Consider the following 25591-nt stretch of genomic DNA (forward strand, 5'->3'; position numbering starts at 1 on the left):
CTCTGTCCGTCTGCCCTGTCTGCGAGGGCGTCTGTCTTTTGTCTCAGCCTCCCGAAGCCACGCGCTCGGGATCTCCCGGGCGAGGCTTGAAGGCATTTAGGTAACCGGTGTCAATACCTATCTTCCACCGGTTCGCGGGGAAATCGGCACGAGAAAGGGCGCGCACCCCGGTATATAGGGTGCGCTGCCTGATCATGCTTGCGCCGTTGGCCTTACGGGTGCCCGATTACTCATGCCACGTGACGCCATCGCGCTCGGCGAGGGCGATGGCGGCGGAGGGGCCCCAGCTTCCGGCGGTGTAGGTCTTGGGCTCCTGAGCCTGTTCCTCCCACTCGGCCCGGATCGCGTCGATCCAGTCCCACTGCGCTTCCACCTCGTCACGACGGACGAACAGCGTCTGCTCACCCTCGATCAGGTCCAGCAGCAAACGCTCGTAAGCGATGCGGCGCTGCGGGCCGGCGAAAGCGTCGGGCATGGAGATGTCGAGCGGGATGGAGCGCAGGCCGAAGCCGTTGCGGTCCAGCCCCGGCACCTTGGCCATGAGCGACAGCGTGATGTTCTCGCTCGGCTGAATGCCGATGACCAGGCGGTTCGGCACCGTGCGGGCGCCACGACCATGGAAGATCGAGTGCGGCACATCGCGGAACTGCACGACGATCTCGGTCGTGCGCTTGGGCAGGCGCTTGCCGGTGCGCAGATAGAAGGGCACGCCCTGCCAGCGCCAGTTGTCGATATGCGCCTTGATCGCGACGAAAGTTTCGGTGTTCGAATCCTTGCCGAGTTCGTCGTCATAGCCCGGCACGGCCTGGCCGCCGATGGCGCCGGCGCGGTACTGGCCGGTGACCGTCTCGTTGGCGGCAACCTTGCGCAAGCTGCGCAGGATCTTCACCTTCTCGTCCCGCACGCTGGTGGCGTCGTAGCTGACCGGCGGCTCCATCGCGACGAGCGCGAGCAGCTGGAGCATGTGGTTCTGCACCATGTCGCGCAGCGCGCCCGAATCGTCGTAGTAGGCAACGCGCGATTCCAGGCCCACCGTCTCGGCCACGGTGATCTGCACATGGTCGATATGCGCGGCGTTCCACAGCGGTTCGAACATCAGGTTCGCGAAGCGCAGCGCCAGCAGGTTCTGGACGGTTTCCTTGCCCAGATAGTGATCGATGCGGAAGATGCGGTCTTCCGGGAAGGCGCGGGCGACGGCGTCGTTGATCACCTTGCTGGAGGCGAGATCCACGCCCAGCGGCTTTTCCAGGCCGATGCGCACGTTATCGCCGGCCAGGCCGCTGGCCTGAAGGCCGCGAATGGTCGGTTCGAACAGGCTGGGCGCGGTGGACAGGAAGATCGACAGGCCGTCCTTCGGCTCGCCCACCTTGGTCGCCAGCGTGTTGAAGCTTTCCATCTGGTTGGCGTCGAGCGTCTGGTACGACAGGCGGTTGAGGAACCGCGCCATGCCGCCGCGCCGTTCGGCGGGAAGGAACTGTTCGAGCGACTGGCGCGCGAAGTTGCGGAAATCCTGGTCGTCATGCTCGGAACGGGCCGTCCCGATGATCTCGATCTTGGGATCGAGCAAGCCTTCGGCGTCGAGTGCGCAGAGCGAGGGAAGGAGCATACGGCGCGACAGGTCGCCCGTTGCACCGAACAGGAGGAGGCGGTCTGATGTAAACTGGCCGGTAATGGAATTGGTCACTGGGCGCTGTCCACCTTCTGGGGGTTATTCACCTTTGGTTACTTCCGCCGAGGCGGGCTCCTCCTCCTGCGTCCCGGCCATGTACAACGCGGCGAAAATCAGGGCCGGCCACGGGATTGCGTCGATCCTGAGAAAACGAACAGGATGGCACGATCGCGGTAGTGGGACGTCTGGCCTTCGCGGTTGCAGCATAACACGGTCTGCGTGCGACGTGCTAGGCGAGCGCGCGCCAAAGCTCAACCACGATTGCACGGATTGAACACGACAACTGCGTGCATACGTATTTAGGGACTATGCCAGGCACGATTTTCCGCAAGTTCGTTGCCCGTTCGTCTTTGTCCTGTCGCGCAGCGCGGGCATGGGGACAGGTCAACGATCACGAATGGCGGCGCGGTGACAGGCGCGCGCGTGGCAAACGACAGCGCGCCGGGCGGCGTGCATAGGGAAAAGGCGAATAGAATGGCCGGTGACGGCGTCCAGCTTCTCGAACATCTCCAGACCCCGGCAATGATGGTTTCGCGCGGGCAGGTGCGCTTTGCCAACAGCGCGGCGAAAGCGCTGCTGGGCGCGCATATCGTTGGCCAGGACGTGCGCATCGCCATTCGCGAACCGCGCGCGGTGGCCGCGATTCTCAGTGCCGAGGGTGGCATTGCCCGCGTTACCGGGCTCTCCACCGGCGGCAGCGTCTGGGAAGTGGACTGCCGCGCGATCTCTCCGACCGACCGGCTGGTCAGCCTCTACGACTTGTCCGAACGGGTGAGCGTGGCGAAGTCGCACGCCGATTTCGTGGCCAATGCCAGCCATGAACTGCGCACGCCGCTGGCCAACGTGATCGGCTATGTGGAAACGCTGATGAACCCGAAGGCGGGCGGGGACGAGGGCGTGCGCAACCGATTCCTCGACACCATTCGGCATGAGGCGCAGCGCATGCAGGCGCTGATCCTCGACCTCATGAGCCTTTCGCGGATCGAAGCGGTGAAGCACGAAGTCCCCCTGGACCGGGTGGAACTGGTGGCGCTGGCGCAGGAGATGGCGGGCGAATCGAAGCCCGGATCGAACGTGATGGTTCATGCCAATTGCGAGAGCGCGGTGGTGACGGGAGACCGCGGCCAGCTTGCCCAAGTGCTGCGCAACCTGATCGACAACTCGCTGAAGTACGGCAGGCAGGGTGGCAAGGTGGATGTCTCGCTGGAGGCGACCGCGACCGGCTGGGTGCTGATCAGTGTTCGCGACGAAGGCGACGGCATCTCGCCCGAGCACCTGCCGCGCGTGACCGAGCGCTTCTACCGCGCCGACACCAGCCGCAGCCGCGCGGTGGGCGGCACCGGGCTGGGCCTGTCGATCGTGAAGCACATCGTCGAACGCCATCGCGGCCGCTTCGACATCGACAGCCGCGCCGGGCAGGGCACGACGGCCTCGGTGATGCTGCCGCTGCGCAAGGAAGACGGGCAGGCGTGAGGATGCGCTTCGGCGCGCGACCGGGGGCATCACGGCAGGCGTGTCGCGGCATGGGCGTTGCCGCAGGGGTGTAGCGGCAGAGCATATCGGCGGCGCCGCTCCCCCAACCCCGATCGAGGCACCCACCATGACCCCAGCATCCTCGTCATCCCCGCGAAGGCGGGGATCCCGCTTGTTCTTCTTTCGCCGCGCGTAGAGATGGCGCACCGCCTAAGGGCCTCCTCTCCGTTGCGCCGTAAAAGCCAAAAGCGGCCCCCCCTTCGCGTGGGGCCACGGGAGGGCAGGTTCTGTGCAACTCGCGCCGGCCTGCATGGGAGCCGGAGATACTTGCCTAGAAATCCAGCTCGAACCGCGTCCCCACCACGTTGACCTTGTAGTCCGTCCGGCCTGAAGCCAGCGGCGTCGCCCCCTTGTAGGCCAGCAGCGCGTAATTGAGGTTGAAGCGCAGGTAATCGACCGGCGTCCACACCAGCGCGGCGATGTAGCCATCCTGCCGTCCGCCGCGAATGTCCCGGTCGTCCAGGTCCAGCCAGTCGTAGCGCAGGGTGAACAGCACCGAGCCGATGCCGCCGTCGCCCAAGGCATGGGCCGGCGCTTCGGTGCGGAAGATGCCTTCCTTGTATCCCCGGCTGTCGCCCGGCGTCAGGAACAGGCCCAGCTCGGCATAGGCGCCCTGGAACGAGACCGAAGGCTGGCCCACGCGGTCCGCCGTCAGCCGGTTGTATTCCGCCGCCGCGTGCCAGCGGCCCCGGATCGCGGCGGCCTCCACGCCCCAGTTGAACTCTTGCGCGACGTGCATGGCCGGGGTGCCGATCAGCCGCGTATTGGTGGAATGCACATAGGGCCGCTGGCGATAGCGCATGGTGCCTTCCGCCAGCCGGCCGAGATCGCGCCAGTGGACCGATCCGCCGAAGTGCAGCTGCGTGTCGCCCAGTTTCGGCGCATGGACCAGCCGCGCGTCGATGCCGTGGCTGTCGTTCTCGTCCCCGCCGTCGACGCCATCCGCATCGTTGGCGAGGGCGCCGATATCGTCACTGAACAGGCCCACTTGCGCCAGCCAGGCCCCGCGCATGTACTGGGCGGATACGCCCAGGCGACGCTCGAAATTGAACGCATCGGTAAAGGCGGCACGCTCCATCACGCTGCCGGTGGTGTCCCCGGTCAGTTCGTCCAGCGATTGGAAGGGATTCTGGTTGCCCAGCTTCACCGTCCACGGGCCGTGCCGGTAGCTGACGTAGGTGTCGACCAGGTCCACCGCGTTGTCGGATAGCTCCAGCTCCAGCTTGTAGCCGAAGCCGCCACCGATGCCGCCTTCCGCGCCCAGCCGGATGCGGCGCATCTCGGTAGAGAAGCCGAGCCCCCGATCGTCGAGGCCGCCGGGCGCGCCCACATAGTTGGCATCGGCCTGGATGCGGCCTTTCACCTTGAACGAACGCTCGCCCGACGTGAATTGCGGGCTGCCTTTCCATGCGATCTCGGTGGAAGGGGGCGGGGATGGCGGAGCCGGGGCGGCATTGGTCGAAGCGGCGACGGCCGGGGTGGTGGTGCCTGAAGCGGGAGACGAAGCGGGAGCGGGAGGCGCCATTCCAGCCGACGCCAATCGCGCCTCCATCCGCTCGACCTGCTCTTTCAGCGCGGCGACTTGCGCGCGCAGCAGGGCGGCTTCCCCTGCGGAAATCGGCTGGGTCGGCGCCTGGGTCTGGGCACGGGCAGCAGGCGCGAGCGCGAAAAGCAGGCAGCCGGCAAAAAGCGGGGCGGCGGCCACGCGGGGCAGTTTCGAAGGCATCGGGATCGGCTTCCGGACAAGTCATCAAGGTCCCGCGCGGCGGGTTCCGGCTGGCCGGTTATGGCTGTGAAATGACTATTCAGTGACAAATATGACCGCAATTCCAGCTGTCATTATTTGTCACAGAGCGGCCGCAAAGCAGCCATAAAATCATTCGGCAAAAATGGCGGAAAACCAAGCTTCGGTGAACCCCAGCTATAAAGTGTCATGGAACTGAAACAGTCTAGTCATACTGGCGTCGTGTTAGTGCCATCAAAGCTTCATGGAGGGTCAACCAAGGTGCGGAAAGCAAAGAGAATTTTGATGATGGCGCTGTCCGTGCCCGCGCTTGCGGTCGCGGCGGGATGGGCTCCGGCGGCTTATGCACAGTCCGCCGATTCGGCCGCGATCCGGCAGGAATTGGACGCCATGCGGGCGCAGATGAAGGCCATGGAAGGCCGAATCGAATCGCTCGAGGGCCAGCTCAATGCCGCCAATGCGCGCGCGGATGCGGCGACGCAGGCGGCCCGCAACGCGGAGACTGCCGCCCAGACCGCAGCCCAGTCCGCCGCCCAAACTGCAGCCCAAACCTCCGCTGGCACCACTGCCGTCGCCAAGGGCGGCGCCGCGCCCCCCGCCGCCAAGCCTTCGCCGGTAGAGATCGCCTGGAAGGGCGCGCCGGAATTCAAGGGCGACAACGGCTGGAGCTTCAAGCCGCGCGGCCGGCTCCAGATCGATGCGGGCGGGGTCAATGCCCCTTCGGGACTGGACGAGACCTCGTCCGACCACCTTGGCTTCAGCACCGAGCTACGCCGCGCCTATATCGGCTTCGACGGCACCATGCCGGGCGGCTTCGGCTATCGCTTCGAGGCCGATCTGGCCAATTCCAGCGTCGTCATCAACGACATGTACCTGACCTACAAGGCCGGCAAGTTCGTCACGCTGGCGCTGGGCAACCAGAAGCCGAACACCGGGCTGGAGGACATGACGTCCGACCTGTTCACCAGTTTCATGGAGCGTGCCAGCTTCGTCGGCGCCTTCAACATGGAGCGCCGCGTCGGCCTCAACGCGCAGTACCTGAACAAGTCCGTGCTGCTGCAGGGCGGCGTGTTCAGCGACGATCCCAACTCGCTCAACAGCGACTACGACAAGTCGTGGAGCGTGGATGGCCGCGCGGTCTTCATGCCCACCGTCGCGGGCGGCACGCTGCACCTGGGCGGATCGGTCCACTGGCGCACGCTCAACGATTCGATCCCGACGGTGACCTATCAGAGCCGCCCCTTCGTCCACACCACCGACTTGCGCTTCCTCAGCGCCGGGGTGAGCAATGCCCGCAACGAGCTTGGCCTCGGCCTCGAAGCGGCGTGGATCAAGGGCCGCTTCCATGTGTCGAGCGAAAGCTACTGGCAGAAGGTGCGGCGCGAGGGCTTTGCCGATCCCATGTTCAACGGCGGCTATGCCGAAGTGGGCTACATGCTCACGCACGACGATACCGCCTACAAGGCCGGCGTGTTCGACCGCATCCGCCCGCATCACGGGATGGACAAGGGCGGCCTCGGCGCGGTCCAGCTCAACGTTCGTTACGATTGGCTGAACCTGAACGATGCCGGCATCGTCGGCGGGCGGGAACAGACGGCGGGCGTGTCGGCCATCTGGATGCCGACCGACTACGTGCGCTTCATCCTCAACTACGGACATATCTGGGTGAAGGATTCGCCCGTTCTGGTAGACGGGGTGGACGGCACTTACGGCGTTGATTCGATGGGCATGCGCGCCCAGTTCGATTTCTGATTTGCGATTGCTGATTTCAGACTGTCATCTTTCCCGGGGCGGATGGGCGATCGGTGCGCCGCCCCCCGGTCAGCCGCTGCACCGAACCCTGTTTCCGGCGCGCCTTTCCCGTTTGCCATCCACGGAAAAACCTGCGGATTTCCAGCAATTTCACTGAGCAGACAACAATGTCACTTACTTGTCATGGAAGTGTCATTGTAGCCCAATAGGGGCAACCCACACTTGAAGCCCAAGGGGTGACATCATGCGTTCCACCAAGACTTTCCTTATCGTCGCCGCTTCGTCCGTGGCTCTTGCCGGTTGCGGCGGCTCGGGCGGTTCGGCCGCCGGTTCGCGCGACTTCGTGCGCGCCGTCGGTTCCTCGACCGTCTACCCCTTCGCCACCGCCGTCGCGGAAGAATTCGCCAAGGCCGGCGGCAAGTCGCCCGTCATCGAATCGACCGGCACGGGCGCGGGCATGAAGCTGTTCTGCGCCGGCGTCGGCGCCCAGCACCCGGATATCGAGAACGCGTCGCGCCGGATCAAGAAGTCCGAATTCGAAGACTGCCAGAAGAACGGCGTGACCGACATCGTCGAGGTGCAGGTCGGCATCGATGGCATCGCCTTCGCCGAATCCCAGAACGGCCCTGGCATGAAGCTGACGCCGACGGACATCTACAAGGCGCTGGCCGCCAACCCTTATGGCAAGCCCAACACTGCCAAGACCTGGAAGGACGTGAACGCGTCGCTCCCGGCCGAACCGATCCTGGTCTACGGCCCGCCGTCGACCTCCGGCACGCGTGATGCGCTGAAGGAACTGATCCTCGAGGCCGGTTGCAAGACCGATGCCGCCACCGCCGCGCTGAAGGAAACCAACAAGGACAAGTACGAGGCGATCTGCCACGACATCCGCGAGGATGGTCCTTACGTGGACGCGGGCGAGAACGACAACCTGATCGTCCAGAAGATCTCGCAGAACCCCAAGGCGATCGGCATCTTCGGCTTCTCGTTCCTTGAAGAGAACGCCAAGACCATCAAGGGCATCCCGATGTCGAACGTCGTCCCCACTTACGAGACGATTTCGAACTTCACCTATCCGGGCGCCCGTCCGCTCTACATCTACATCAAGAAGCAGCACCTCGCCCCGATCAAGGGCCTGCAGGGCTACGTCAACGAGTGGGTGAAGTCGTGGGGCCCCGATGGCTACCTGAAGGCCAAGGGCATGGTGATCGCGCCTGACGACGTGCGTGCGAAGAGCGCGGACATCGTCGCCAAGATGACCCCGCTCAACCCCGCCGACCTCAAGTAATCGCACTGAATCGGAAAGGCGCCGGAACGGCCTCATGATACTTACAGGAGTCCTCCTGGCCGTTCTCGGCCTCGGTCTCGTCGGCTGGTTTGCCGCGCGGGGCCGGGCCCGGCTGCTTCACACGGGGCGCGGCACGCTTCACTCGATGCCCGGCTATCACGGCTGGCACGTGCTGTTGTGGATCGTGGTCCCGGCGCTGATCGCCTGGGGCGCATGGTCCGCGATCATGCCGGGCCTTGTCGACGGCGCGGTGATGACCGATCCGGCCGCCGCCCAGCTTCCGGCCGATGCGATGGGCCGCGCCGCCGTGCTGTCCGAAGCCAAGGCGATTGCCGATAATCCGGGGCAGGCTGCGTTCAATCCCCTGGCGCAGACCCTGTCCGAACCGGTGCGCGCGGCCCATCAGCGCTTCGGCCTGATCGGCGCGCTGCTGGTGGTCATCGTCGCACTGGCCGGCGGCGGCTGGGCCTTCACCAAGGTTCGCGCCAACTATCCGGCGCGCAGCCGGGTGGAGCGCGCGGTGCTGGGCGTGCTGCTGCTCGCCTCGCTGATGGCGATCCTCACCACTTTCGGCATCGTCGCCTCGCTGGTGTTCGAGGCGGGGATGTTCTTCAAGGACGTCTCGCCGATCGACTTCCTGCTCGGTACCCACTGGTCGCCGGGCTCTGCGCGCGGCGACAATCTGGGCGAGAGCTTCGGCGCGGTGCCGCTGTTCTGGGGCACGATCTACATCGGCGCGATCATCGCCATGGTGGTGGCCATCCCGCTCGGCCTGATGAGTGCGATCTACCTGACGCAATATGCCACGCCGGCGATCCGCCGGTGGCTGAAGCCGGTGCTGGAGATCCTCGCCGGCATTCCCACGGTGGTCTACGGCTACTTCGCCGCGCTGACCGTCGCGCCGATCTTCCGCGACTTTGCCGGTTCGCTGGGCATGCCCAATCCGTCGACCGAGAGCGCGCTTGCGGCCGGCGTGGTGATGGGCGTGATGATCATTCCCTTCGTCTCCTCCATGGCCGACGATGCCCTGGCCGCCGTGCCCCGCGCGATGAGCGACGGTTCGCTGGCGCTGGGTGCGACCAAGTCGGAAACGATCAAGAAAGTGCTGCTGCCCGCCGCGCTGCCCGGCATCGTTGCCGGCGTGATGTTGGCCGTAAGCCGCGCCATCGGTGAGACCATGATCGTCGTCATGGCCGCGGGCGCTGCCGCCAACCTTTCGGCGAACCCCTTCGCCTCGATGACCACGGTCACCTATCAGATCGTCCAGATGCTGACCGGCGACCAGGAATTCAACAGCCCCAAGACGCTCTCCGCCTTTGCGCTGGGCCTGGTGCTGTTCATCGTCACCCTCATTCTCAACATCATCGCGCTCCGTGTGGTGAAGCGTTTCCGGGAAGCTTATGAGTAACGCACGCTGGCAAACGCCGGAGGCCGCGCGGCGCATCGCTCGCCGCAACGCCGCCGAACGCCGCTTCAAGCTGATCGGCCTTGGCGCGATCGTCCTCAGCCTTGCCTTCCTGGCGCTGCTGCTGGTGATCATGCTGAAGAACGGCCTGTCGGGGCTCGACTGGTCGTTCCTGAGCGGCTCCGATTCGACCAATCCCGACGCTGCCGGCGTCTGGGGCGCGACCAAAGGCTCGCTGCTGACGATGTTCGTCACGCTGCTGCTCTCGTTCCCGATGGGCGTGCTGGCGGCGATCTACCTTGAGGAGTTCGCCCCGCGGGCGCGCTGGATCGAATGGATCGAGGTTTCGATCAACAACCTGGCCGCGGTGCCGTCGATCATCTTCGGCCTGCTGGGCCTCGCCGTGTTCATCAACACGCTGGGCATGCCGCGCAGCTCCCCGCTGGTTGGCGGCCTTACGCTGGCGCTGATGACGATGCCCGTGATCGTCATTTCCGGGCGCAACGCCATCAAGGCGGTGCCGCCCTCGATCCGCGATGCCGCGTTGGCGATCGGGGCCAGCAAGATGCAGACCGTGTTCCACCACGTCCTGCCGCTCGCGCTGCCCGGCATCCTCACCGGCACGATCATCGGCATGGCCCGCGCGCTGGGTGAAACCGCGCCGCTGCTGATGATCGGCATGCGTGCCTTCATCGTCACCCCGCCGGGCGGGATCACCGATCCTTCCAGCGTGCTGCCGATGCAGATCTTCCTGTGGTCCGACGAAATCGACAGCGGTTTCGTCCAGAACACCTCCGCCGCCATCATCGTGCTGCTGGTCTTCCTGCTGGCGATGAACGGCCTTGCAATCTACCTTCGAAACAAATTCGAAGTGCGCTGGTAGAACCATGACAAAAGCCAAACTCACCGCCCGCAATGTCGACGTCTTCTACGGTGCGAAGAAGGCCATCAACGATGTCTCGATCGAGATCGACAACGGCATCGTCACCGCCTTCATCGGCCCGTCGGGCTGCGGCAAGTCCACCTTCCTGCGTTCGCTGAACCGCATGAACGACACCATCGCCGATGCCCGCGTCACCGGCGAGATCCTGCTGGATGGCGAGAACATCTATTCGCCCGACATGGATCCGGTGGCGCTGCGCGCCCGCGTCGGCATGGTGTTCCAGAAGCCGAACCCGTTCCCCAAGTCGATCTACGAGAATGTCGCCTATGGCCCGCGCATCCACGGCCTGGCACCGTCGAAGGCGGACATGGACGGGATCATCGAAAGCTCGCTGACCAAGGCGGGCCTGTGGGACGAAGTGAAGGACCGCCTGCACGAGCCGGGCACCGCGCTTTCGGGCGGGCAGCAGCAGCGCCTGTGCATCGCCCGCGCCATCGCCGTCAGCCCCGAAGTGATCCTGATGGATGAGCCGTGCTCCGCGCTCGACCCGATCGCCACCGCGCGTATCGAGGAACTGATCGACGAGCTGAAGGACACCTACGCGATCGTCATCGTCACCCACTCCATGCAGCAGGCGGCCCGCGTGTCGCAGCGCACGGCGTTCTTCCACCTCGGCAACCTGGTGGAATACGGCGATACCAGCCAGATCTTCACCACCCCGCGCGAGGAAAAGACCAAGGACTATATCACCGGCCGCTACGGTTAAGAACTTGTCTGCAAATCCGCTGCAGGCGGATTTGGCGGCATCGGCCCTCTCCCCCACCCGACCTCCCACAGGGTACTATCGTTGGGAGGTCGGGTGGGGGAGAGGGCCGGCGCCGATACGAAAATGCCCGAAGGGCGTTTTCCAGACAGACTCCGAAGCGGTGCTATAAGTCAGGGAAATTCAGGGAAGACACCAATGGTCGATCATACAGTCAAGGCCTTCGACAGCGAGATCGGGCAGCTTCGCGGCCTCGTCGCCGAGATGGGCGGCCTCGCCGAAGTGGCGATCCGCGATGCCATCATCGCGCTGACCCAGCATGACGAGGACCTTGCCGCGCAAGTCGTCGCCGCCGACGCCCGCCTCGATGCACTGGAAGCCGAAGTGGACCGCCTGGCCGTCCGCACCATCGCGCTCCGCGCCCCGATGGCCGACGATCTTCGCGACGTGATTGCCGCGCTGAAGATCTCCGGCGTGATCGAGCGCATCGGCGACTATGCCAAGAACATCGCCAAGCGCGTCAACGCCATGGAAAGCCGCGGCAAGATCGAGCCGCTGGAACTCGTGCCGATGATGGCCGAGATTGCAGAGGGTATGGTCCGCGACGTGCTGAACGCCTACGGCTCGCGCGATGCCGCGCTGGCACAGGAAGTGATCCGCCGCGACGAGAAGCTGGACCAGTTCTACAACACGCTGTTCCGTTCGCTGCTGACCCACATGATGGAGAACCCGGCGACGATCACCAGCGCCGCTCAGTTGCTCTTCATCGCCCGTAACCTCGAACGCATTGGCGATCATGCCACCAATGTCGCGGAAATGGTCTATTACGCCGCCACCGGCGAATACCATGCCGAACGCGACAGCCAGACCAACGACACGCGAGGCCTGCCGTGAACCCTTCCGTTCTGGTCGTCGAGGACGACCGCGCCCTGTGCGAACTGCTGACCTGGAATCTCAGCGCCGAAGGCTATCAGGTGCGCAGCACCGGCGATGGCGAGGAAGCGCTGCTGATGGTGCAGGAACAGCAGCCTGACGCGATCATCCTCGACTGGATGATCGAGCATGTGCCCGGCATCGAGGTTTGCCGCCAGCTCCGCAAGGACAAGGAAACCTCCCAGATCCCGATCCTCATGCTCACCGCGCGCGGTGAGGAGGAGGACATGATCCGCGGCCTCAAGACCGGTGCCGACGATTACGTCACCAAGCCGTTCTCGCCGCGCGAACTGCTCGCCCGGATCGAGGCGCTGCTGCGCCGCGCGCGCCCGTCGCTGGCGGGCAACGTGCTGCAGTGGGGCGATATCGAGCTGGACGTCACCAGCCACCGCGTGCGCCGCAGTGGCGAGGCGCTGCACCTTGGCCCCACCGAATTCCGCCTGCTGCGCTATTTCATGGAGCGCCCGAACCGGGTCGTCTCGCGCCAGCAGATCCTGGACGGCGTCTGGGGCATGGATTCGGACATCGACGAGCGCACGGTGGACGTCCACATCCGCCGACTGCGCAAGGCGATCAACCGCGCCAACGACACCGACCCGATCCGCACCGTGCGCGCGGCGGGCTATGCGATGGACGTGACCTGAAGCCTTTCGGAAGGTTGCCCATTCATCGCGCCTGATACGCTGAACAGGCGTGCTTCAAGCCGCGTGGCTGCCTGGGGGCAGACGGCCACGCGGCGCATTGCAATCAATCCATCGCTGTCGCCAGCTTCAACCGGTCCATGCCGCTGGGTTCCTTGACGTCGGCAAATTCGAACGTCACGCGTTCGATCGTGCCGGTGAAGGGGAACAGGCCCTTGCTTTCATAGTCGGCGCAGACGGGCGAGATGCAGTCCATGCCCACGTCCATGCACTCGGTGCCGCAGCGCATGGGGATCTGTTCGTCGATCTGACCGCCGGCAACGAGAGTTCCGTCGATGGCCAGTCCGACTTTGGCCGGGCTGCCCGGCTTTTCCGATTCCGGCAGGAAGGTGACGGCGATCTCGTGCTTCCCGGCGCTCAAGGCTTCTGGCGAAATCACATCGGTGCGCTTCATTCCGAAGAAGTTGTAGTGGAAGCGCGCCTTGCCTTCCCACAGGAACAGCGAAAAGCCGGCAGCGTCACCACCCAGCGCAAAGATCACGCCTTCCGCGCCGCCTTCCGGAATTTCGACCGGTACGGTCAGTGTAAAGGGAACGCCCACCAGCTTCGGCCCGCTGCCTTCGGGCAGGCGCGTCATGCCCGGATAGAACGTCACTTGCTTACGCCCGTGGAAATAGCTGGGGCGCAGCGTGACGTCGAGCCGTTCGGCAAAGCGATCGTCGATGGGCAGGACGTTGTACTTGGTCGCTTGTGAGATGAAGAGCGACTTCATGAACTCCACCTTGTCCGGATGCTGGTCGGCAAGGTCCACGGCCTGGCTGAAGTCGCTGGCCATGTCGTAGAGTTCCCACTTGTCGTCCGCGAAACTGAACGTCCCGGATGTTTCCCAGGGCAGGCGGCCATGGCGGCAGGAGGCTATCCAGCCATCGGCATAGATCGCGCGGTTGCCCAACATCTCGAAGTACTGCACTTCTCGCGTGCTGGGCGCATCGGCGTTGGCGGGATCGAAGGTATAGGCGAAGCTGATCCCCTCGATCGGCTGCTGGATATAGCCGTTGACCTCCTTGGCTTCCTTGATTCCTGCCACTTCCATCAGCGTGGGCATCAGGTCGATCACATGGTGGAACTGGGACCGGATCACGCCCTTTTCCTTGATCCTGTCCGGCCAGGATACGATCATCGCGTTGCGGGTGCCGCCGAAGTGGCTGGCAACCTGCTTGGTCCACTGGAACGGCGTATCGCCCGCCCAGGCCCAGCCCACTGCATAGTGCGGCGATGTGCCGGGCATCCCCCAGCGATCCTTGAAGCCGATGGCTTCCTCGATCGAGGGTTGCCGCCCATTCAGGCTCATGATCTCGTTCGGGGTGCCGACCAGCGATCCTTCACCGCTCGAACCGTTGTCGCCGATGATGTAGATCACGATCGTATTGTCGAGTTCGCCCATCGCGTCGATGGCATCGACCACGCGGCCGACTTCGTAATCGCAGTGCTCCAGGAAATCGGCATAGTTTTCCGCCTGTACGGAGAACAGTTCCTGATGCGCCTTGGGCTGGCTGTCCCACGAAGGGATCTGCTCCGGCCGTTCGGTCAGCTTGGTTCCGGCGGGGATGATGCCGGCATCAAGCTGCTGCTGGTGCACCTGCTTGCGATATTCGTCCCAGCCCATGTCGAACCGGCCCTTGTTCTTTCCGCGCCAGTCCAATGGAGGCTGGTGCGGGGCGTGGGCGGCGCCGCTGGAGAAATAGGCGCAGAACGGCCGGTCCTGCGCGATGGCCTTCTGCTGGCGAATCCAGCCGATGCACTCATCGGCCAGGTCGGTGGTGAGGTGATAGCCTTCGTCCGGCCGCTTGGGCGGCTCCACCGGTGTGGTGTTGCGCAGCAGCGAGGGGTAGAACTGGTCCGTCTCGCCAGAGATGAAGCCATAGAAATAGTCGAAGCCCTGATTGGTGGGCCAGTTGTCGAACGGCCCGGCGGCGCTGGTCAGGTTATCGGGCACATTGTGGTTCTTGCCGAACCAGCCGCTGGAATAGCCGGCGTGCTTCAGCATTTCCGCGAAAGTGGCGCAGCTCTTGGGAATGATGCCGCAATAGCCGGGATAGCCGGTGGCCATTTCCTGGATCACGCCGGTCGCCACGGTGTGATGGTTGCGGCCCGTCAGCATGGCCGCGCGCGTCGGGGAGCAGAGCGCCGTCGTGTGGAACTGATTGTAGAACAGCCCGTTCTTCGCCAGCTTTTCCGCCACGGGCATCCGCACCAGACCGCCGTTCACGCTGGGCCAGCCGAAGCCGACATCGTCCAGCAGCACCAGCAGGATGTTCGGAGCGCCTTCGCGGGCCTGCTTCATCGGCGGGAAGTCGGGCGTCGAATCCTTGGCGAAGACCTTGATCTTGGCGTTGGGGAAGTCCCATTCGGGTTCCGGCAGGTGGTTGCGGTCGACGTGAACGGGGAAGGGCGGCTTCTCGGCACTGGACATGGCTGACCTCGCGGCAGATTGACGCGGCTCCGGCGGAACCGGCGCGCCATTATCGCGAGGGGGTGGGGGTAGGGTATCGGGGCTTACCCCGAGAATGCGCCAGAATACTGGCGCCCTATTCCCGGTCTATCCTATCGTCACGGGCCTATCGACACGGGCCTATCGTCACTGGTCGCGGGACGGCCGCAGATTTTCCTACATCCGGTGCGCAAGCTATCTTTGCGCGATGATCCTTGTGCCCGCCATCACTGCCGTTTTGCCAGGCGCTTGGCCCGTGCTGGCTCCCTTGCGGGCCAAGATGACAGGTGCGGCACAAGGTGACACTTTTCCCTCTGAACCGTGTCAACTGTGTCAACACGATGTGTCACCTTGTGATCCGGCAGGCGCGCCGCCGGCTTACTCGCCCAGCTTCAGGCCTTTCAGCGCGGCGAAGGCGCCGTTGTCTTCGGGCGTGCCGATCCCGGCAGACTTGCGGGCAGCATCGGCATTGGGGCCGGTCAGAAACGGATCGATGGCCAGCGCCAGGCTCTGCGCCACCGCTTCGCCCAGATCGATGTGGGTGCCGGTATATTCGATCTCGTCCAAGTCGTCCGCGGTCAGTTCCACTTCCTCGTCCGGCACATGGTCTTGCGCTTCGGGCACGAAGCGGAAGAACACCGGCTCATCCACGGCGACGGAAAGGTCCTCGGCGGAAACCGCGCAGGACTGGATGAACGCCCCCTTCAACGTACCGCGCGCTTCCACCTTGCGGTCAAGGCGCGTCAGTTCAAGGTCGGCGGTCAAGCTGTCGATCCGCACCAGGCCGAAGCGTTTGGCCAAAGTCGCGCGCTCTGCCTCGTTCGCCTCGACATGGGCGTTCTTGCCCTCGACCTGGCGGATATCGATGCGGCGGGAGAATTCGGGGGTGTAGTCGGTTGATTCGGTCATCGTGGTATCCTTGCGGCCAGCAGGTCGTCCGCCGAAAGGGCGTCGACCTGCGCGGCCAGTGTCTTGACGGGGCCGACCAGCGCCGCCGGATCCGCGCCTTCGCGCAGTGTCACGTTGCGGGCCAGCACCGTGGCGATCGCGGCATCGTCCTGTCCCAGCGCCTCGCGCAGCGCACCGATGCGGCCGCCCAGCGCGCTCATCAACTTGCCCATGTGCTTGCCGACCACGAGATCGCCGATGCCCGATTGGCGCAATTGGCCGTCCATGTCGTCCACGAACAGCTCGGTCAGACGGGCGGCGGGATCGATCAGGGCATCGTCGCGCTCCATGCGGAGCACGACCAGTGCCATGACCAAAGTCACCGCGTCGAATCGGCCGCCGACAGTGTCGGCAATGCCGTGCTGGGCATACCACGGCTTTTCGCGCGCGATTTCCACCACGCGGTGCCAGAGGGGGCGGACGGCATCGCGCCGGGCTTGATTGGTATCAGGTTGTCTGCCGATCAGGCGGGAGAGCAGGGTCACGTGATTTCAGGCCTTTCCTCGCGCCCACCGTCCGGCGGTTTCGTGCGCCGGCGTCGTTCATGGGCAATTCAATCAAGCTGCCCCAACGCCCATTGCGCGACAAGCCGCTGGGCCCTAAGGCTCGGTACCGTTATTTCGGGTCGATATATGGCTCTCGCGCTGGCAGGCAATGGCCAGAGCGGACCGGCCCCGTGAATTGGAGTGGGAAAATGCGCGGTTCTGGTCACGGCTCTCGCCAAAGCATTGGCTTTAAGGCGAAGGCGGCAGGCGTCGTTCTGGCGCTGGCTGCGCTGACGGGGGGCTGCACCTCGATCCGGGATCACCGTGGTTATCTGGTGGATCAGACGCTGCTCGATTCGGTTTCCCCCGGAATCGACAACCGCCAGTCTGTGGAAAAGACCCTCGGCCGTCCCACGTTCGTCAGCCAGTTTGGCGAAAAGGACTACTATTACGTCTCGCAGCTGGTGAAGACGCCGCCGTTCGGCCGTCCGCGCACTGCCTCGCAGCAGATCCTGCGCGTGCGCTTCGATCAGGCGGGCAATGTCGTCGCGATCGACAAGGCCGGCATGCAGGATGTCGCCCGCATTCGCCCCGATGGCGATACCACGCCGACGCTGGGCCGTCATCGCGGTCTTCTGGAAGACCTGTTCGGCAATATCGGTCAGGTCGGCGCCGCTGGCATGGGCACCGGACAGCAGCCCACCGGCCCCGGCCCGAACGGCAGCTGATCGCGGCCGCATCGCCGGCTTGATTCGAAATGCCCGCGGAATCGCATCGCCGATTCCGCGGGCATTTTCGTTCGATGCATGAGCTTGCGCGGATCCAGCGCTTGAACCGCCGCCGCGCCGTCATATATCCGCGGCATGGACAATAGCGGGGCGAGCCACGGCCTGATCCAGTGGCACGGAACCACCATCATCGGTGTGAAGAAGGGCGGCAAGACCGTCATCGCCGGTGACGGCCAGGTTTCCATGGGCAATACCGTCATGAAGCCCAACGCGCGCAAGGTGCGCCGCATCGGCGACGGCAAGGTGATCGCGGGTTTCGCGGGCGCTACCGCCGATGCCTTCACTCTGTTCGAACGGCTTGAGCGCAAGCTGGAGCAGCACCGCGGCCAGCTGATGCGCGCGGCGGTCGAACTCGCGAAGGACTGGCGGACCGACAAGTACTTGCGCAACCTGGAAGCGCTGATGATCGTCGCCGACGAGGAGACATTGCTGGTGCTGACCGGCAATGGCGACGTGCTGGAGCCTGAAGGCGGCATCACCGCGATCGGTTCGGGCGGCAACTACGCACTGGCCGCCGCCCGCGCCCTCGACGAGTATGAGGAAGATGCCGAGCGGATCGCCCGGCGCGCCATGGCCGTCGCTGCCGACATCTGCGTCTTCACCAACGACCGCGTCACGGTCGAGACCATCTGAATTTGCGGGACATCATGAAAGACAACCTGACCCCCAAGGCGATCGTCCGCACGCTGGACGAGCATATCATCGGCCAGGCGGAGGCCAAGAAGGCCGTCGCCGTCGCCCTGCGCAATCGCTGGCGCCGGCAGCGGCTGTCGCTCGACCTGCGGGACGAGGTGACGCCGAAGAACATCCTGATGATCGGGCCCACGGGCTGCGGCAAGACGGAGATCAGCCGCCGCCTTGCCAAACTGGCCGATGCGCCCTTCGTGAAGGTGGAAGCCACCAAGTTCACCGAAGTCGGCTATGTCGGCCGCGACGTGGAGCAGATCGCGCGCGATCTGGTGGAAGAGGCGATCCGTCTGGAAAAGGACCGCCGCCGCGAGTCCGTGCGTGATGCAGCCAGCAAGGCGGCGATGGAGCGCCTGCTCAACGCCCTCGTCGGCGAAGGCGCTTCGGAAGCCACCCGCGCCTCGTTCCACCAGCGCATCACCGAGAACGCGATGAACGAGACCGAAGTCGAGATCGAGGTGGAGGATACCCCCTCGGCCCCGATGGAGATTCCGGGCATGGGCGGCTCGGTCGGCATGATCAACCTGTCGGACATCATGGGCAAGGCCTTCGGCGGCCCGAAGCTGACACGCCGCAAGATGAAAGTGCCCGAGGCATGGGACAAGCTGGTCGACGAAGAGTCGGAAAAGCGCATGGACCAGGACGATGTCGCCCGCACTGCGCTGGCCAATGCCGAAACCAACGGAATCGTCTTCCTCGACGAGATCGACAAGATCGCCGTTTCCGACGTGCGCGGCGGCTCGGTCAGCCGCGAAGGCGTGCAGCGTGACTTGCTGCCACTGATCGAGGGCACGACCGTTGCTACCAAGTATGGCCCGATGAAGACCGACCACGTGTTGTTCATCGCCAGCGGTGCCTTCCACGTCGCCAAGCCGAGCGACATGCTGCCCGAACTTCAGGGCCGCCTGCCGATCCGCGTGGAGCTGAAGGCGCTGACCGAGGAAGACTTCGTGCGCATCCTCTCCGAAACGCGCGCGAATCTGGTCGCCCAGTACAAGGCGCTGCTCGCGACCGAGGAAGTGGCGGTCGACATCACGGCGGGCGCGGTGAAGGAAATCGCCAAGATCGCCGCGCAAGTGAACGAAAGCGTCGAAAATATCGGCGCCCGCCGCCTGCAGACCGTGATGGAAAAGCTGCTGGAGGAACTCAGCTTCGAGGCTGAGGACCGCAAGGGCGAGACGGTGACGATCGACGAAGCCTATGTGCGCGACAAGCTGGCGGGTCTGGCCGGAAACGCCGATCTTTCGAAGTACATCCTGTAATTCCGGAGCCTTCGGGCTGGAATGAAATGGGCGCGGGGCTCAGGCCTTGCGTCCATTTTTGTTCCTTGAATGTTCTCATAAATCGGTTAGCTTCGGCGGCGAAGGAGAATCGTCATGCAACTGGAAGGTGGATGTCAGTGTGGGGACGTGCGCTACCGCGTCGACGGTGAGCCGCTTCACGCCGCGTTCTGTCACTGCACGGATTGCCGCAAGTCCGCCGGGGCGCCGGTAGTGGCATGGGGTGCGTTCAACCACGCGGAATTCGAAGTCCTTCAGGGCGAGGCTGCGGTGTTCAATTCCAGCGGCACCGCCATGCGCCACTTCTGCCCGCGCTGCGGGACGGGACTTTGGTACACCAACGCGGAATACCTGCCCGGCATCGTCGATATCCAGATTGCCACGCTCGACGATCCCGAAGCGCTGCCACCAGGTGCGCATATCCAGGTGGCCGAGCGGGTTTCGTGGATGAAGGACACGACCAAAGTTCCGGAATTCGATCGCTATCCGGGTGGGTGATTGCGATACGCCCGTAAGGGGCGATGCGTTTCAACTCGATCTGGGCCGTGACGGTGCCTGTCTTCACCGGGCACTGGCGGCACCGCTTGTCGCCGGTCTCTCGGCGATCCTTGCAAAGTGGCCGGACGGCCATGCCGGCACACGCATAGCGGGCGATGCCGATCTGGCGCGCCTGCTGGGATCGGCCGAACCGATCGGCGCTATGGCGGCGGCTCAGGCGAGCGGACGCGATGTGCGGCCGGTGCGGGCGGTGTTGTTCGACAAGAACGATCGCGCCGACTGGTCGCTAGGGTGGCATCAGGACCGCACCATTGCCGTGCGCGGGCGGGCAGATGTCGCCGGTTTCGGGCCCTGGTCGATCAAGCAAGGCATCCAGCATGTCGAACCGCCGTTTGCGGTGATCGGCGGCATGGTGACGGTCCGCATACATCTCGACCCGGTGGATGAGGACAATGCACCACTGTTGATCGCAGCCGGTTCCCATCGGCTTGGGCGTATTCCCGTGAATGAAGTCGACTCGGTGGTCGCCCGGTTGCCGGTTCATGCCTGCCTTGCCGAGGTGGGCGATGTCTGGTGTTATCGGACGCCGATCCTCCATGCATCGAATGCGGCACGGCCCAAAACCGGATCGATGCACCGTAGGCGGCGCGTGCTTCAAGTCGATTATGCAGCCGGGGTCTTGCCAGCACCTCTGGAGTGGCTAGGCATCTGATTTTCCGATTGTGCGAGGATGCCGATGTACCAGACCCCCGAAGACCGCCCGATCTACCGCCTGCTCACCGGCGCGGACGACCGCGCCTTTTGCGAGCGCGTGTCGGAAGCGCTGGCGCAAGGCTGGCGCCTTTACGGCTCGCCCTCGCTGTCGTGGGATACGGCGGAGAACTGCATGAAGGCGGCGCAGGCCGTGGTCTGGCACGAGGCCGATGTGGTTAAGTAATGCAGGACGGCCGTGGATCAGCGATCCACGGCGCCTTCCGGCAGCAGCGGTGCCAGTCGTTCGACGATCATCCGCCCTTCGGCTTCGTCGATGCTCTGCCCCATGCGAATGGTCGATGCGCCGTAGTCGAACGAGATGCAGCCCGTCCGCCGGGTCATGAACGGCCCGCCCCAACCCCGGTTGAAATTGAATGCGAACGGCGTGGCATCATTGATGCGAAGGTGGCGGACTTGGGAGAGCGGATAGGCGCGTTCGCGGCTGAAGCCCAGCAGGCGCCAGCCGTGGACGAACTGGCCGGAATCCACGCGGATCACTTCGCTGCCGGTGAATTGCCACAGGATCGTGCTCGCCGCGAAGAGCCAGCCGATTGCCCAGAAGATCAGCCATATCGCGATGAAGGGTTCGGGCGCGGTAAACAGCGCTGTTACCGCCGCCATGCCGCCTAGCGTCCACATCGTCAGCCAGAAACACAGGAACACCAGCCCGAACCAGAATTTACGCGCAGGAATGCGGATTTCCGGCTGACGGACGCCGCCTTCGATAGTGAAGCGGGCAGGGCGAAGAGGGGCTTCCTTGATGGCCATGCGTTCGAGCTACGCCGGCCCCTCTCCAAAGGCGAATTAAATCAATTCACTGGCGCGCTTACTCCGCCGCTTCGATCATCGCCTCGGCCTCGGCAGCCTGACGCGCCCACATCTCCGCATAGAGCCCATCGACCCGCAGCAACTGCGAATGCGTGCCGCTTTCCGCCAGGCGGCCATCATTGAGCACCAGGATCCGGTCGGCATCGGCGATGGTCGACAGGCGGTGCGCGATCGAAAGGCTCGTGCGGTTTTCCGAAACGCGGTGCAGCGTCGCCAGAATGTCCTGCTCGGTTCGCGTATCCAGCGCCGAGGTGGCCTCGTCCAGCAGCAGGATCGGCGGGTTCTTCACCAGCGTGCGCGCGATCGCCACGCGCTGCTTCTCGCCGCCCGAAAGCTTCAGCCCGCGCTCGCCCACTTCGGTGGCATAGCCTTGCGGCAGCCGGTCGATCAGGCCCAGCAGCGCGGCGCCGCGCGCGGCGGCCTCCACCTCTTCCTGCGTGGCGCCGTCGCGCCCATAGGCGATGTTGTAGCCGATGGTGTCGTTGAACAGCACCGAATCCTGCGGAACGATGCCGATGGCGGCGCGCAAGCTGGCCTGCGAAACCTCGGCAATGTCCTGCCCGTCGATCAGGATGCGGCCCTGCTGCGGATCGTAGAAGCGGAACAGCAGCCGCGCGATGGTGGACTTGCCCGCGCCGGACGGGCCGACGATGGCGAAGTTCTGCCCGGCGGGCACTTCGAACGACAGGCCTTTCAGGATGCCGCGATCCGGTTCGTAGCCGAACACCACATTGTCGAACACGACCGAAGGCTGGCGGATCACCAGCGCCGGTGCGCCGGGCTTGTCTGAAACTTCCTGCGGTTCGTCCAGCAGGCGGAACATCTCCGCCATGTCGATCAGGCCCTGGCGGATGGTGCGGTAGACCATGCCCAGCATGTCGAGCGGCCGGAACAGCTGGGTCAGGTAGGTCTGCACGAAGACCAGCTGGCCCGCCGTGTACTGCCCTTTGTACCAGCCCCACACCGTGTAGCCGAGCGCGCCCGCCATCAGCAGGTTCACCACCAGCCCTTGCGCGATGTTGAGCAGGCCCAGCGAGTTCTCGCTCTTCACCGCGGCTTCGGCATAGGCGCGGGTGGCCTGGGCATAGCGCGCTTCCTCGCGATGCTCGGCCGAGAAGTACTTTACCGTCTCGTAGTTGAGCAGCGAGTCCACCGCGCGGGCCAATGCCTGCCCGTCCAGCCGGTTCATCTGCTCACGCAGCTTGGTGCGCCATTCGGTGATCGCGCGCGTCACCCAGATATAGGCGGCAATGGCGACGGCGGTGGCGACGACCAGGCCGGGGCCGAAATTCACATAGAAGATCACCGCCACCACCAGCAGCTGCAGCACGGTGGGGGCGATGTTGAACAGCATGAAGTAGAGCATCGTGTCGATGCTCTTGGTGCCGCGCTCGATCGTCTTGGTCACCTCGCCGGTACGGCGGGCCAGATGGAAGCGCAGCGAAAGGCGATGGAGCTGGCCGAAGACATTCTCAGCCAATTCGCGCGTCGCATCCTGGCCGACGCGTTCGAACACGATGTTGCGCAAGTTGTCGAACACCGCCTGGATCAGCCGCCCGGCGGCGTAGCCCAGCACTGTCAGCATCGCCAGCTGCACCAGCTTCGGCCCGGTGGCGCCCATCAAGTCGACCGCCCACTTCATCAGGTAGGGCAGGGCAAGCTGGGTCGCGGTGGACAGCAGGATGAACAGGCAGGCCCACACGATCCGCCAGCGCAGCGCGGGATTCCCGGCCGGCCACAGGTAAGGCATGAAGCGCAGAAGCGTACGCCAGCCGTCATGGCGGGCTGCGGGAGAGTTTACGGCAGTGTCTGGTGGCATCCGCGCTATTTAGTGTGCGAGTCGCTGGAGGCAATCCTTCGGATGTAGTCGCCCCGCTGATCGAAGGAGACCGGCAGGTCGAACAGCACCTTGCGGGTGGAGAAATCGATCGCGATCCGCTTGAACACGCGCAATTCCCGCATGCCCAGGAACAGCGCCGGGCGCTTCAGCAGGCCCAGTTCCTTGAAAGCAGGCGAATCCGCGAAGGCAATCGCGACATTGGCGAGCGATAGCTTCTCCATCTGAAGCTTGTGGGCGATCACCAGTTCGGCCGAAAGATCGTCCCCCGTCACGCTGGACAGGCGGACCAGCCCGGTGACCTGCTTGCTCATGGCATTTTGCAGGGCGCGATTGCCCACGGCGCTGGACGCGCCGGTATCGATCACGACATCGACGTGGATGCCATCGACATTGGCATCGGTCATGATCAGGCGGCCCAGCCGCTTGCGGGCGTGGACGATGATCTCATAACCGTTGCTGGCCGATTGCCGGGCCGGGGTTATGGAGATCGTGTTGTGGTCGAAATCCAGCGTGACGCGCTGACCTTGCAGGCTGTCCGTCCCAACGATGCCGTCGGCCCCGATGTGCTGTTCTTCCAGCAGCGGCACGGTCAGGTCATGGAAGGAGCGTTCGCCGATCGCCATCGTCTCCACATGCGCGGTGGAGACGTTGCTGGCCCCCGCCATGCCGATCACGGTAACCTCTGGCCCCAGTTGCAGGCCCAGCGTGCCGGCCAGCGTGTTGGAAACCACGGTTTGCTGCGATCCGGTATCGATCAGGAAGCGATAAGGCCCCTGGCCCTGCACGCCGACATCCACCGTCATTCGCTCATCGCGATCGGTTTGCGTCTTGAGGGTCTCTCCGGCGGGATCGCTCTCGTCGGTTGCAGGAGGTACGGAAACGGGCGCTGGACCCGCGGCCGCCGCATTGGCAACCAGGAGTGCCAGCGCAAGAGCGCCGCCAATCATGTTCATCCTCCCCGCGGAGCTTGAACTCCGTCGGATATTGTACGGTCAGGATGATATCACGAATCCGGCGATTTCACCATGTTTTGCCATGGCCGAAACGCGGGAATTCGGGACATGACCGGACGGGTGAGCGCAGTGCAATTCCGGAGATGTCAGCCAGCGGACGTCGTGGCCAGCACCGTTGCGAGGCGCAGCGCACGCAAGGGTTCGCCGAAGCGGATCAGTCTTGCCACGGTGCGCCACATGCCTTCGCGTCGCCCGCCGTCCCGCAGATGCGCCATGAGCAGTTCAAAGCCCTCGTCGCGCATGCCTGAGGACGAATAGAGCAAGCCCATGGCCACGCGCTCGCGAACCGCGCGGGCGGTGCCGGGGCGATCGAACAGGGCGTCCAGCTTGTCGATCGGTGGCAGTCGGTCCAGCGTGGCGGTGGGGTCGGGGCGACCGGCATGGCGCTCTTCCCAGGCCAGGCGGGAAATGGCGCTGCCGGTCTGCTGCTCGGTCGCATGGCGAGAAGAAACCTGCCCGGGATAGCGGCGATACCGCACCAGACGTTCGCCGATATTGCCCATCTTCGTGACACTGGCGAGCCGCAGCCAGAGGTCGAGATCCTCGCAATGACGGAACGCCGCGTGATAGCCGCCGACCGAGAGGACGATATCGCGCCGGTACATCGCGGCGGGATGGCAGATCAGTTGCCCGCCGTCTGCAATGGCAGCCAGCATTTCCTCGTGATTCAGCGGATGGTCTTCGCCACCCCGTTGCAGCGCTTCGCCGTGCTCGCCGATATCCTCGCTCCAGCTGCCGACCACGCCATAGTCGGGATGCTCGGCCAGGAAGGCGAACTGCTTTTCGAACCGGTCGGGCCGGCAAATGTCATCGGCATCCATGCGCGCGACCAGTGGTGCGGTGGCTGTTTCCAGCATTTCGTTGAGGCTGGCGATAAGTCCGCGATTTTCGCGAATGATCGGCCGGACCCGGCCGTCTTGTGCGGCATAGTCACGAATGATGGCGGGGGTGCTATCGCGCGAACCATCGTCGACGATCAGGAACTCGAAGTCGCCAAAGCTCTGCGCCAGTACGCTCTCGATGGCTTCGGCAAGATAACGCTCGCCGTTGTAGACGCTCATGGCAACGCTGATCGCCGGTATCGGCATGAAGATGAATTTCCGTTCCTGCGCGGGCCCAAAGGATACGCCGTTCGTGCCTCGCCCTTAACCCGGCGCGGTAAACAAACGGTGTGGCGCAAGGCTTGGCCTATCCCGATGGAATCGGGAAGAGGGCAGTCGGAAGGGGGGCGCTCCTCGTCTCGAAAGGCGGCCACGTCGATCGTGCCGCTCACCGGCGTCGAAACAGGAAAACCCGCGGAAAACGGCCAATCTTTAGAAAAGTGTCGTTTTTTTGAAATTAGTGTTTGACCGAATCAGGGGCGGGACTT

General features: G+C 64.4%; 23 protein-coding genes. 14 read left to right on the top strand and 9 right to left on the bottom strand.

Going from position 1 to position 25591, the window contains the following annotated elements:
* Window positions 1–226: 226 nt before the first annotated feature.
* Window positions 227–1684: a glucose-6-phosphate dehydrogenase gene (gene zwf / locus WBP07_RS18680; protein WP_395393276.1), complete on the bottom strand. Its 1458-nt coding sequence runs from the start codon at window positions 1682–1684 to the stop codon at window positions 227–229.
* A gap of 459 nt (window positions 1685–2143) precedes the next feature.
* On the opposite strand from zwf, the gene WBP07_RS18685 reads away from it, so the two are divergent.
* Complete coding sequence (locus WBP07_RS18685) at window positions 2144–3142, top strand: sensor histidine kinase (protein ID WP_395393277.1); 999 nt, start codon at window positions 2144–2146, stop codon at window positions 3140–3142.
* 331 nt (window positions 3143–3473) lie between these two features.
* Here WBP07_RS18685 and WBP07_RS18690 read toward each other — a convergent pair whose 3' ends face one another.
* Window positions 3474–4928, bottom strand: coding sequence for an OprO/OprP family phosphate-selective porin (locus WBP07_RS18690; RefSeq protein WP_395393278.1), 1455 nt, complete (start codon window positions 4926–4928; stop codon window positions 3474–3476).
* A gap of 303 nt (window positions 4929–5231) precedes the next feature.
* On the opposite strand from WBP07_RS18690, the gene WBP07_RS18695 reads away from it, so the two are divergent.
* The 7 genes from WBP07_RS18695 (at window position 5232) to phoB (ending at window position 12614) form a co-directional block, all read left to right on the top strand.
* Entirely contained in the window at window positions 5232–6698 is a 1467-nt protein-coding gene (locus WBP07_RS18695; RefSeq protein WP_395393281.1) for an OprO/OprP family phosphate-selective porin, read from the top strand.
* Between the two features lie 244 nt (window positions 6699–6942).
* Window positions 6943–7986 (top strand): substrate-binding domain-containing protein, encoded by a 1044-nt coding sequence (locus WBP07_RS18700; RefSeq protein ID WP_395393282.1) that lies wholly within the window; start codon window positions 6943–6945, stop codon window positions 7984–7986.
* Between the two features lie 34 nt (window positions 7987–8020).
* Window positions 8021–9394 carry a phosphate ABC transporter permease subunit PstC gene (gene pstC, locus WBP07_RS18705; protein ID WP_395393284.1) on the top strand — a complete coding sequence of 458 codons (1374 nt, stop codon included), beginning with the start codon at window positions 8021–8023 and terminating at the stop codon, window positions 9392–9394.
* Window positions 9387–10274, top strand: a complete 888-nt coding sequence (gene pstA / locus WBP07_RS18710) for a phosphate ABC transporter permease PstA (RefSeq protein ID WP_395393286.1) — start codon at window positions 9387–9389, stop codon at window positions 10272–10274. The genes pstC and pstA overlap by 8 nt, the downstream gene beginning before the upstream one ends.
* A 4-nt stretch (window positions 10275–10278) precedes the next feature.
* Window positions 10279–11040 (top strand): phosphate ABC transporter ATP-binding protein PstB, encoded by a 762-nt coding sequence (gene pstB, locus WBP07_RS18715; protein ID WP_395393287.1) that lies wholly within the window; start codon window positions 10279–10281, stop codon window positions 11038–11040.
* Between the two features lie 195 nt (window positions 11041–11235).
* Entirely contained in the window at window positions 11236–11931 is a 696-nt protein-coding gene (gene phoU / locus WBP07_RS18720; RefSeq protein ID WP_395330553.1) for a phosphate signaling complex protein PhoU, read from the top strand.
* Window positions 11928–12614, top strand: coding sequence for a phosphate regulon transcriptional regulator PhoB (gene phoB, locus WBP07_RS18725; protein ID WP_395393289.1), 687 nt, complete (start codon window positions 11928–11930; stop codon window positions 12612–12614). The genes phoU and phoB overlap by 4 nt, the downstream gene beginning before the upstream one ends.
* A gap of 103 nt (window positions 12615–12717) precedes the next feature.
* Here phoB and WBP07_RS18730 read toward each other — a convergent pair whose 3' ends face one another.
* The 3 genes from WBP07_RS18730 to WBP07_RS18740 form a co-directional block, all read right to left on the bottom strand.
* Window positions 12718–15084 carry an arylsulfatase gene (locus WBP07_RS18730; protein WP_395393291.1) on the bottom strand — a complete coding sequence of 789 codons (2367 nt, stop codon included), beginning with the start codon at window positions 15082–15084 and terminating at the stop codon, window positions 12718–12720.
* 396 nt (window positions 15085–15480) lie between these two features.
* Window positions 15481–16011, bottom strand: a complete 531-nt coding sequence (locus tag WBP07_RS18735) for a YceD family protein (protein ID WP_395393294.1) — start codon at window positions 16009–16011, stop codon at window positions 15481–15483.
* Window positions 16008–16535, bottom strand: a complete 528-nt coding sequence (locus WBP07_RS18740; protein ID WP_395393296.1) for a ubiquinol-cytochrome C chaperone family protein — start codon at window positions 16533–16535, stop codon at window positions 16008–16010. Before WBP07_RS18740 ends, WBP07_RS18735 begins: the two co-directional genes overlap by 4 nt.
* Window positions 16536–16744: 209 nt before the next feature.
* On the opposite strand from WBP07_RS18740, the gene WBP07_RS18745 reads away from it, so the two are divergent.
* The 6 genes from WBP07_RS18745 to WBP07_RS18770 all read left to right on the top strand — a co-directional run bounded on the left by WBP07_RS18745 (window position 16745) and on the right by WBP07_RS18770 (window position 20725).
* On the top strand, window positions 16745–17263 hold the full coding sequence (locus tag WBP07_RS18745) for an outer membrane protein assembly factor BamE (RefSeq protein ID WP_395393298.1): 519 nt from the start codon (window positions 16745–16747) through the stop codon (window positions 17261–17263).
* Between the two features lie 135 nt (window positions 17264–17398).
* Window positions 17399–17956 (top strand): ATP-dependent protease subunit HslV, encoded by a 558-nt coding sequence (hslV, locus tag WBP07_RS18750; protein ID WP_395330565.1) that lies wholly within the window; start codon window positions 17399–17401, stop codon window positions 17954–17956.
* A 14-nt stretch (window positions 17957–17970) separates the two neighbouring features.
* Complete coding sequence (hslU, locus tag WBP07_RS18755; RefSeq protein ID WP_395393299.1) at window positions 17971–19272, top strand: ATP-dependent protease ATPase subunit HslU; 1302 nt, start codon at window positions 17971–17973, stop codon at window positions 19270–19272.
* A 114-nt stretch (window positions 19273–19386) separates the two neighbouring features.
* The gene (locus WBP07_RS18760; RefSeq protein ID WP_395393300.1) at window positions 19387–19788 is read left to right on the top strand and encodes a GFA family protein; all 402 of its coding nucleotides are present in this window, start codon (window positions 19387–19389) and stop codon (window positions 19786–19788) included.
* Window positions 19781–20500, top strand: a complete 720-nt coding sequence (locus WBP07_RS18765; RefSeq protein ID WP_395393302.1) for a phytanoyl-CoA dioxygenase — start codon at window positions 19781–19783, stop codon at window positions 20498–20500. Before WBP07_RS18760 ends, WBP07_RS18765 begins: the two co-directional genes overlap by 8 nt.
* A 24-nt stretch (window positions 20501–20524) precedes the next feature.
* A complete protein-coding gene (locus WBP07_RS18770; protein ID WP_021235064.1) occupies window positions 20525–20725 on the top strand; it encodes a DUF1737 domain-containing protein in 201 nt (66 codons plus the stop codon).
* 17 nt (window positions 20726–20742) lie between these two features.
* On the opposite strand, the gene WBP07_RS18775 is transcribed toward WBP07_RS18770, so the two are convergent.
* From WBP07_RS18775 to WBP07_RS18790, 4 genes are all read right to left on the bottom strand, one after another.
* The gene (locus WBP07_RS18775) at window positions 20743–21309 is read right to left on the bottom strand and encodes a hypothetical protein (RefSeq protein WP_395393304.1); all 567 of its coding nucleotides are present in this window, start codon (window positions 21307–21309) and stop codon (window positions 20743–20745) included.
* A 58-nt stretch (window positions 21310–21367) separates the two neighbouring features.
* Window positions 21368–23188, bottom strand: coding sequence for an ABCB family ABC transporter ATP-binding protein/permease (locus tag WBP07_RS18780; RefSeq protein ID WP_395393306.1), 1821 nt, complete (start codon window positions 23186–23188; stop codon window positions 21368–21370).
* Window positions 23189–23193: 5 nt separating this feature from the next.
* On the bottom strand, window positions 23194–24156 hold the full coding sequence (locus WBP07_RS18785) for an aspartyl protease family protein (RefSeq protein ID WP_395393308.1): 963 nt from the start codon (window positions 24154–24156) through the stop codon (window positions 23194–23196).
* Window positions 24157–24308: 152 nt separating this feature from the next.
* Window positions 24309–25310, bottom strand: coding sequence for a glycosyltransferase (locus WBP07_RS18790; protein ID WP_395393309.1), 1002 nt, complete (start codon window positions 25308–25310; stop codon window positions 24309–24311).
* Window positions 25311–25591 lie beyond the last annotated feature (281 nt).

The organism is Novosphingobium oxfordense (genome assembly GCF_044029435.1).
Lineage (GTDB): Bacteria > Pseudomonadota > Alphaproteobacteria > Sphingomonadales > Sphingomonadaceae > Novosphingobium.

What these genes read in the sequence shown, in the direction of transcription:
- WBP07_RS18685 (WP_395393277.1), top strand. Translation starts at nt 2,144, where the DNA reads ATGGCCGGTGACGGCGTCCAGCTTCTCGAACATCTCCAGACCCCGGCA.
- WBP07_RS18690 (WP_395393278.1), bottom strand. Translation starts at nt 4,928, where the DNA reads ATGCCTTCGAAACTGCCCCGCGTGGCCGCCGCCCCGCTTTTTGCCGGC.
- WBP07_RS18695 (WP_395393281.1), top strand. Translation starts at nt 5,232, where the DNA reads ATGATGGCGCTGTCCGTGCCCGCGCTTGCGGTCGCGGCGGGATGGGCT.
- WBP07_RS18700 (WP_395393282.1), top strand. Translation starts at nt 6,943, where the DNA reads ATGCGTTCCACCAAGACTTTCCTTATCGTCGCCGCTTCGTCCGTGGCT.
- pstC (WP_395393284.1), top strand. Translation starts at nt 8,021, where the DNA reads ATGATACTTACAGGAGTCCTCCTGGCCGTTCTCGGCCTCGGTCTCGTC.
- pstA (WP_395393286.1), top strand. Translation starts at nt 9,387, where the DNA reads ATGAGTAACGCACGCTGGCAAACGCCGGAGGCCGCGCGGCGCATCGCT.
- pstB (WP_395393287.1), top strand. Translation starts at nt 10,279, where the DNA reads ATGACAAAAGCCAAACTCACCGCCCGCAATGTCGACGTCTTCTACGGT.
- phoU (WP_395330553.1), top strand. Translation starts at nt 11,236, where the DNA reads ATGGTCGATCATACAGTCAAGGCCTTCGACAGCGAGATCGGGCAGCTT.
- WBP07_RS18730 (WP_395393291.1), bottom strand. Translation starts at nt 15,084, where the DNA reads ATGTCCAGTGCCGAGAAGCCGCCCTTCCCCGTTCACGTCGACCGCAAC.
- WBP07_RS18735 (WP_395393294.1), bottom strand. Translation starts at nt 16,011, where the DNA reads ATGACCGAATCAACCGACTACACCCCCGAATTCTCCCGCCGCATCGAT.
- WBP07_RS18745 (WP_395393298.1), top strand. Translation starts at nt 16,745, where the DNA reads ATGCGCGGTTCTGGTCACGGCTCTCGCCAAAGCATTGGCTTTAAGGCG.
- hslV (WP_395330565.1), top strand. Translation starts at nt 17,399, where the DNA reads ATGGACAATAGCGGGGCGAGCCACGGCCTGATCCAGTGGCACGGAACC.
- hslU (WP_395393299.1), top strand. Translation starts at nt 17,971, where the DNA reads ATGAAAGACAACCTGACCCCCAAGGCGATCGTCCGCACGCTGGACGAG.
- WBP07_RS18760 (WP_395393300.1), top strand. Translation starts at nt 19,387, where the DNA reads ATGCAACTGGAAGGTGGATGTCAGTGTGGGGACGTGCGCTACCGCGTC.
- WBP07_RS18770 (WP_021235064.1), top strand. Translation starts at nt 20,525, where the DNA reads ATGTACCAGACCCCCGAAGACCGCCCGATCTACCGCCTGCTCACCGGC.
- WBP07_RS18775 (WP_395393304.1), bottom strand. Translation starts at nt 21,309, where the DNA reads ATGGCCATCAAGGAAGCCCCTCTTCGCCCTGCCCGCTTCACTATCGAA.
- WBP07_RS18780 (WP_395393306.1), bottom strand. Translation starts at nt 23,188, where the DNA reads ATGCCACCAGACACTGCCGTAAACTCTCCCGCAGCCCGCCATGACGGC.
- WBP07_RS18785 (WP_395393308.1), bottom strand. Translation starts at nt 24,156, where the DNA reads ATGATTGGCGGCGCTCTTGCGCTGGCACTCCTGGTTGCCAATGCGGCG.
- WBP07_RS18790 (WP_395393309.1), bottom strand. Translation starts at nt 25,310, where the DNA reads ATGCCGATACCGGCGATCAGCGTTGCCATGAGCGTCTACAACGGCGAG.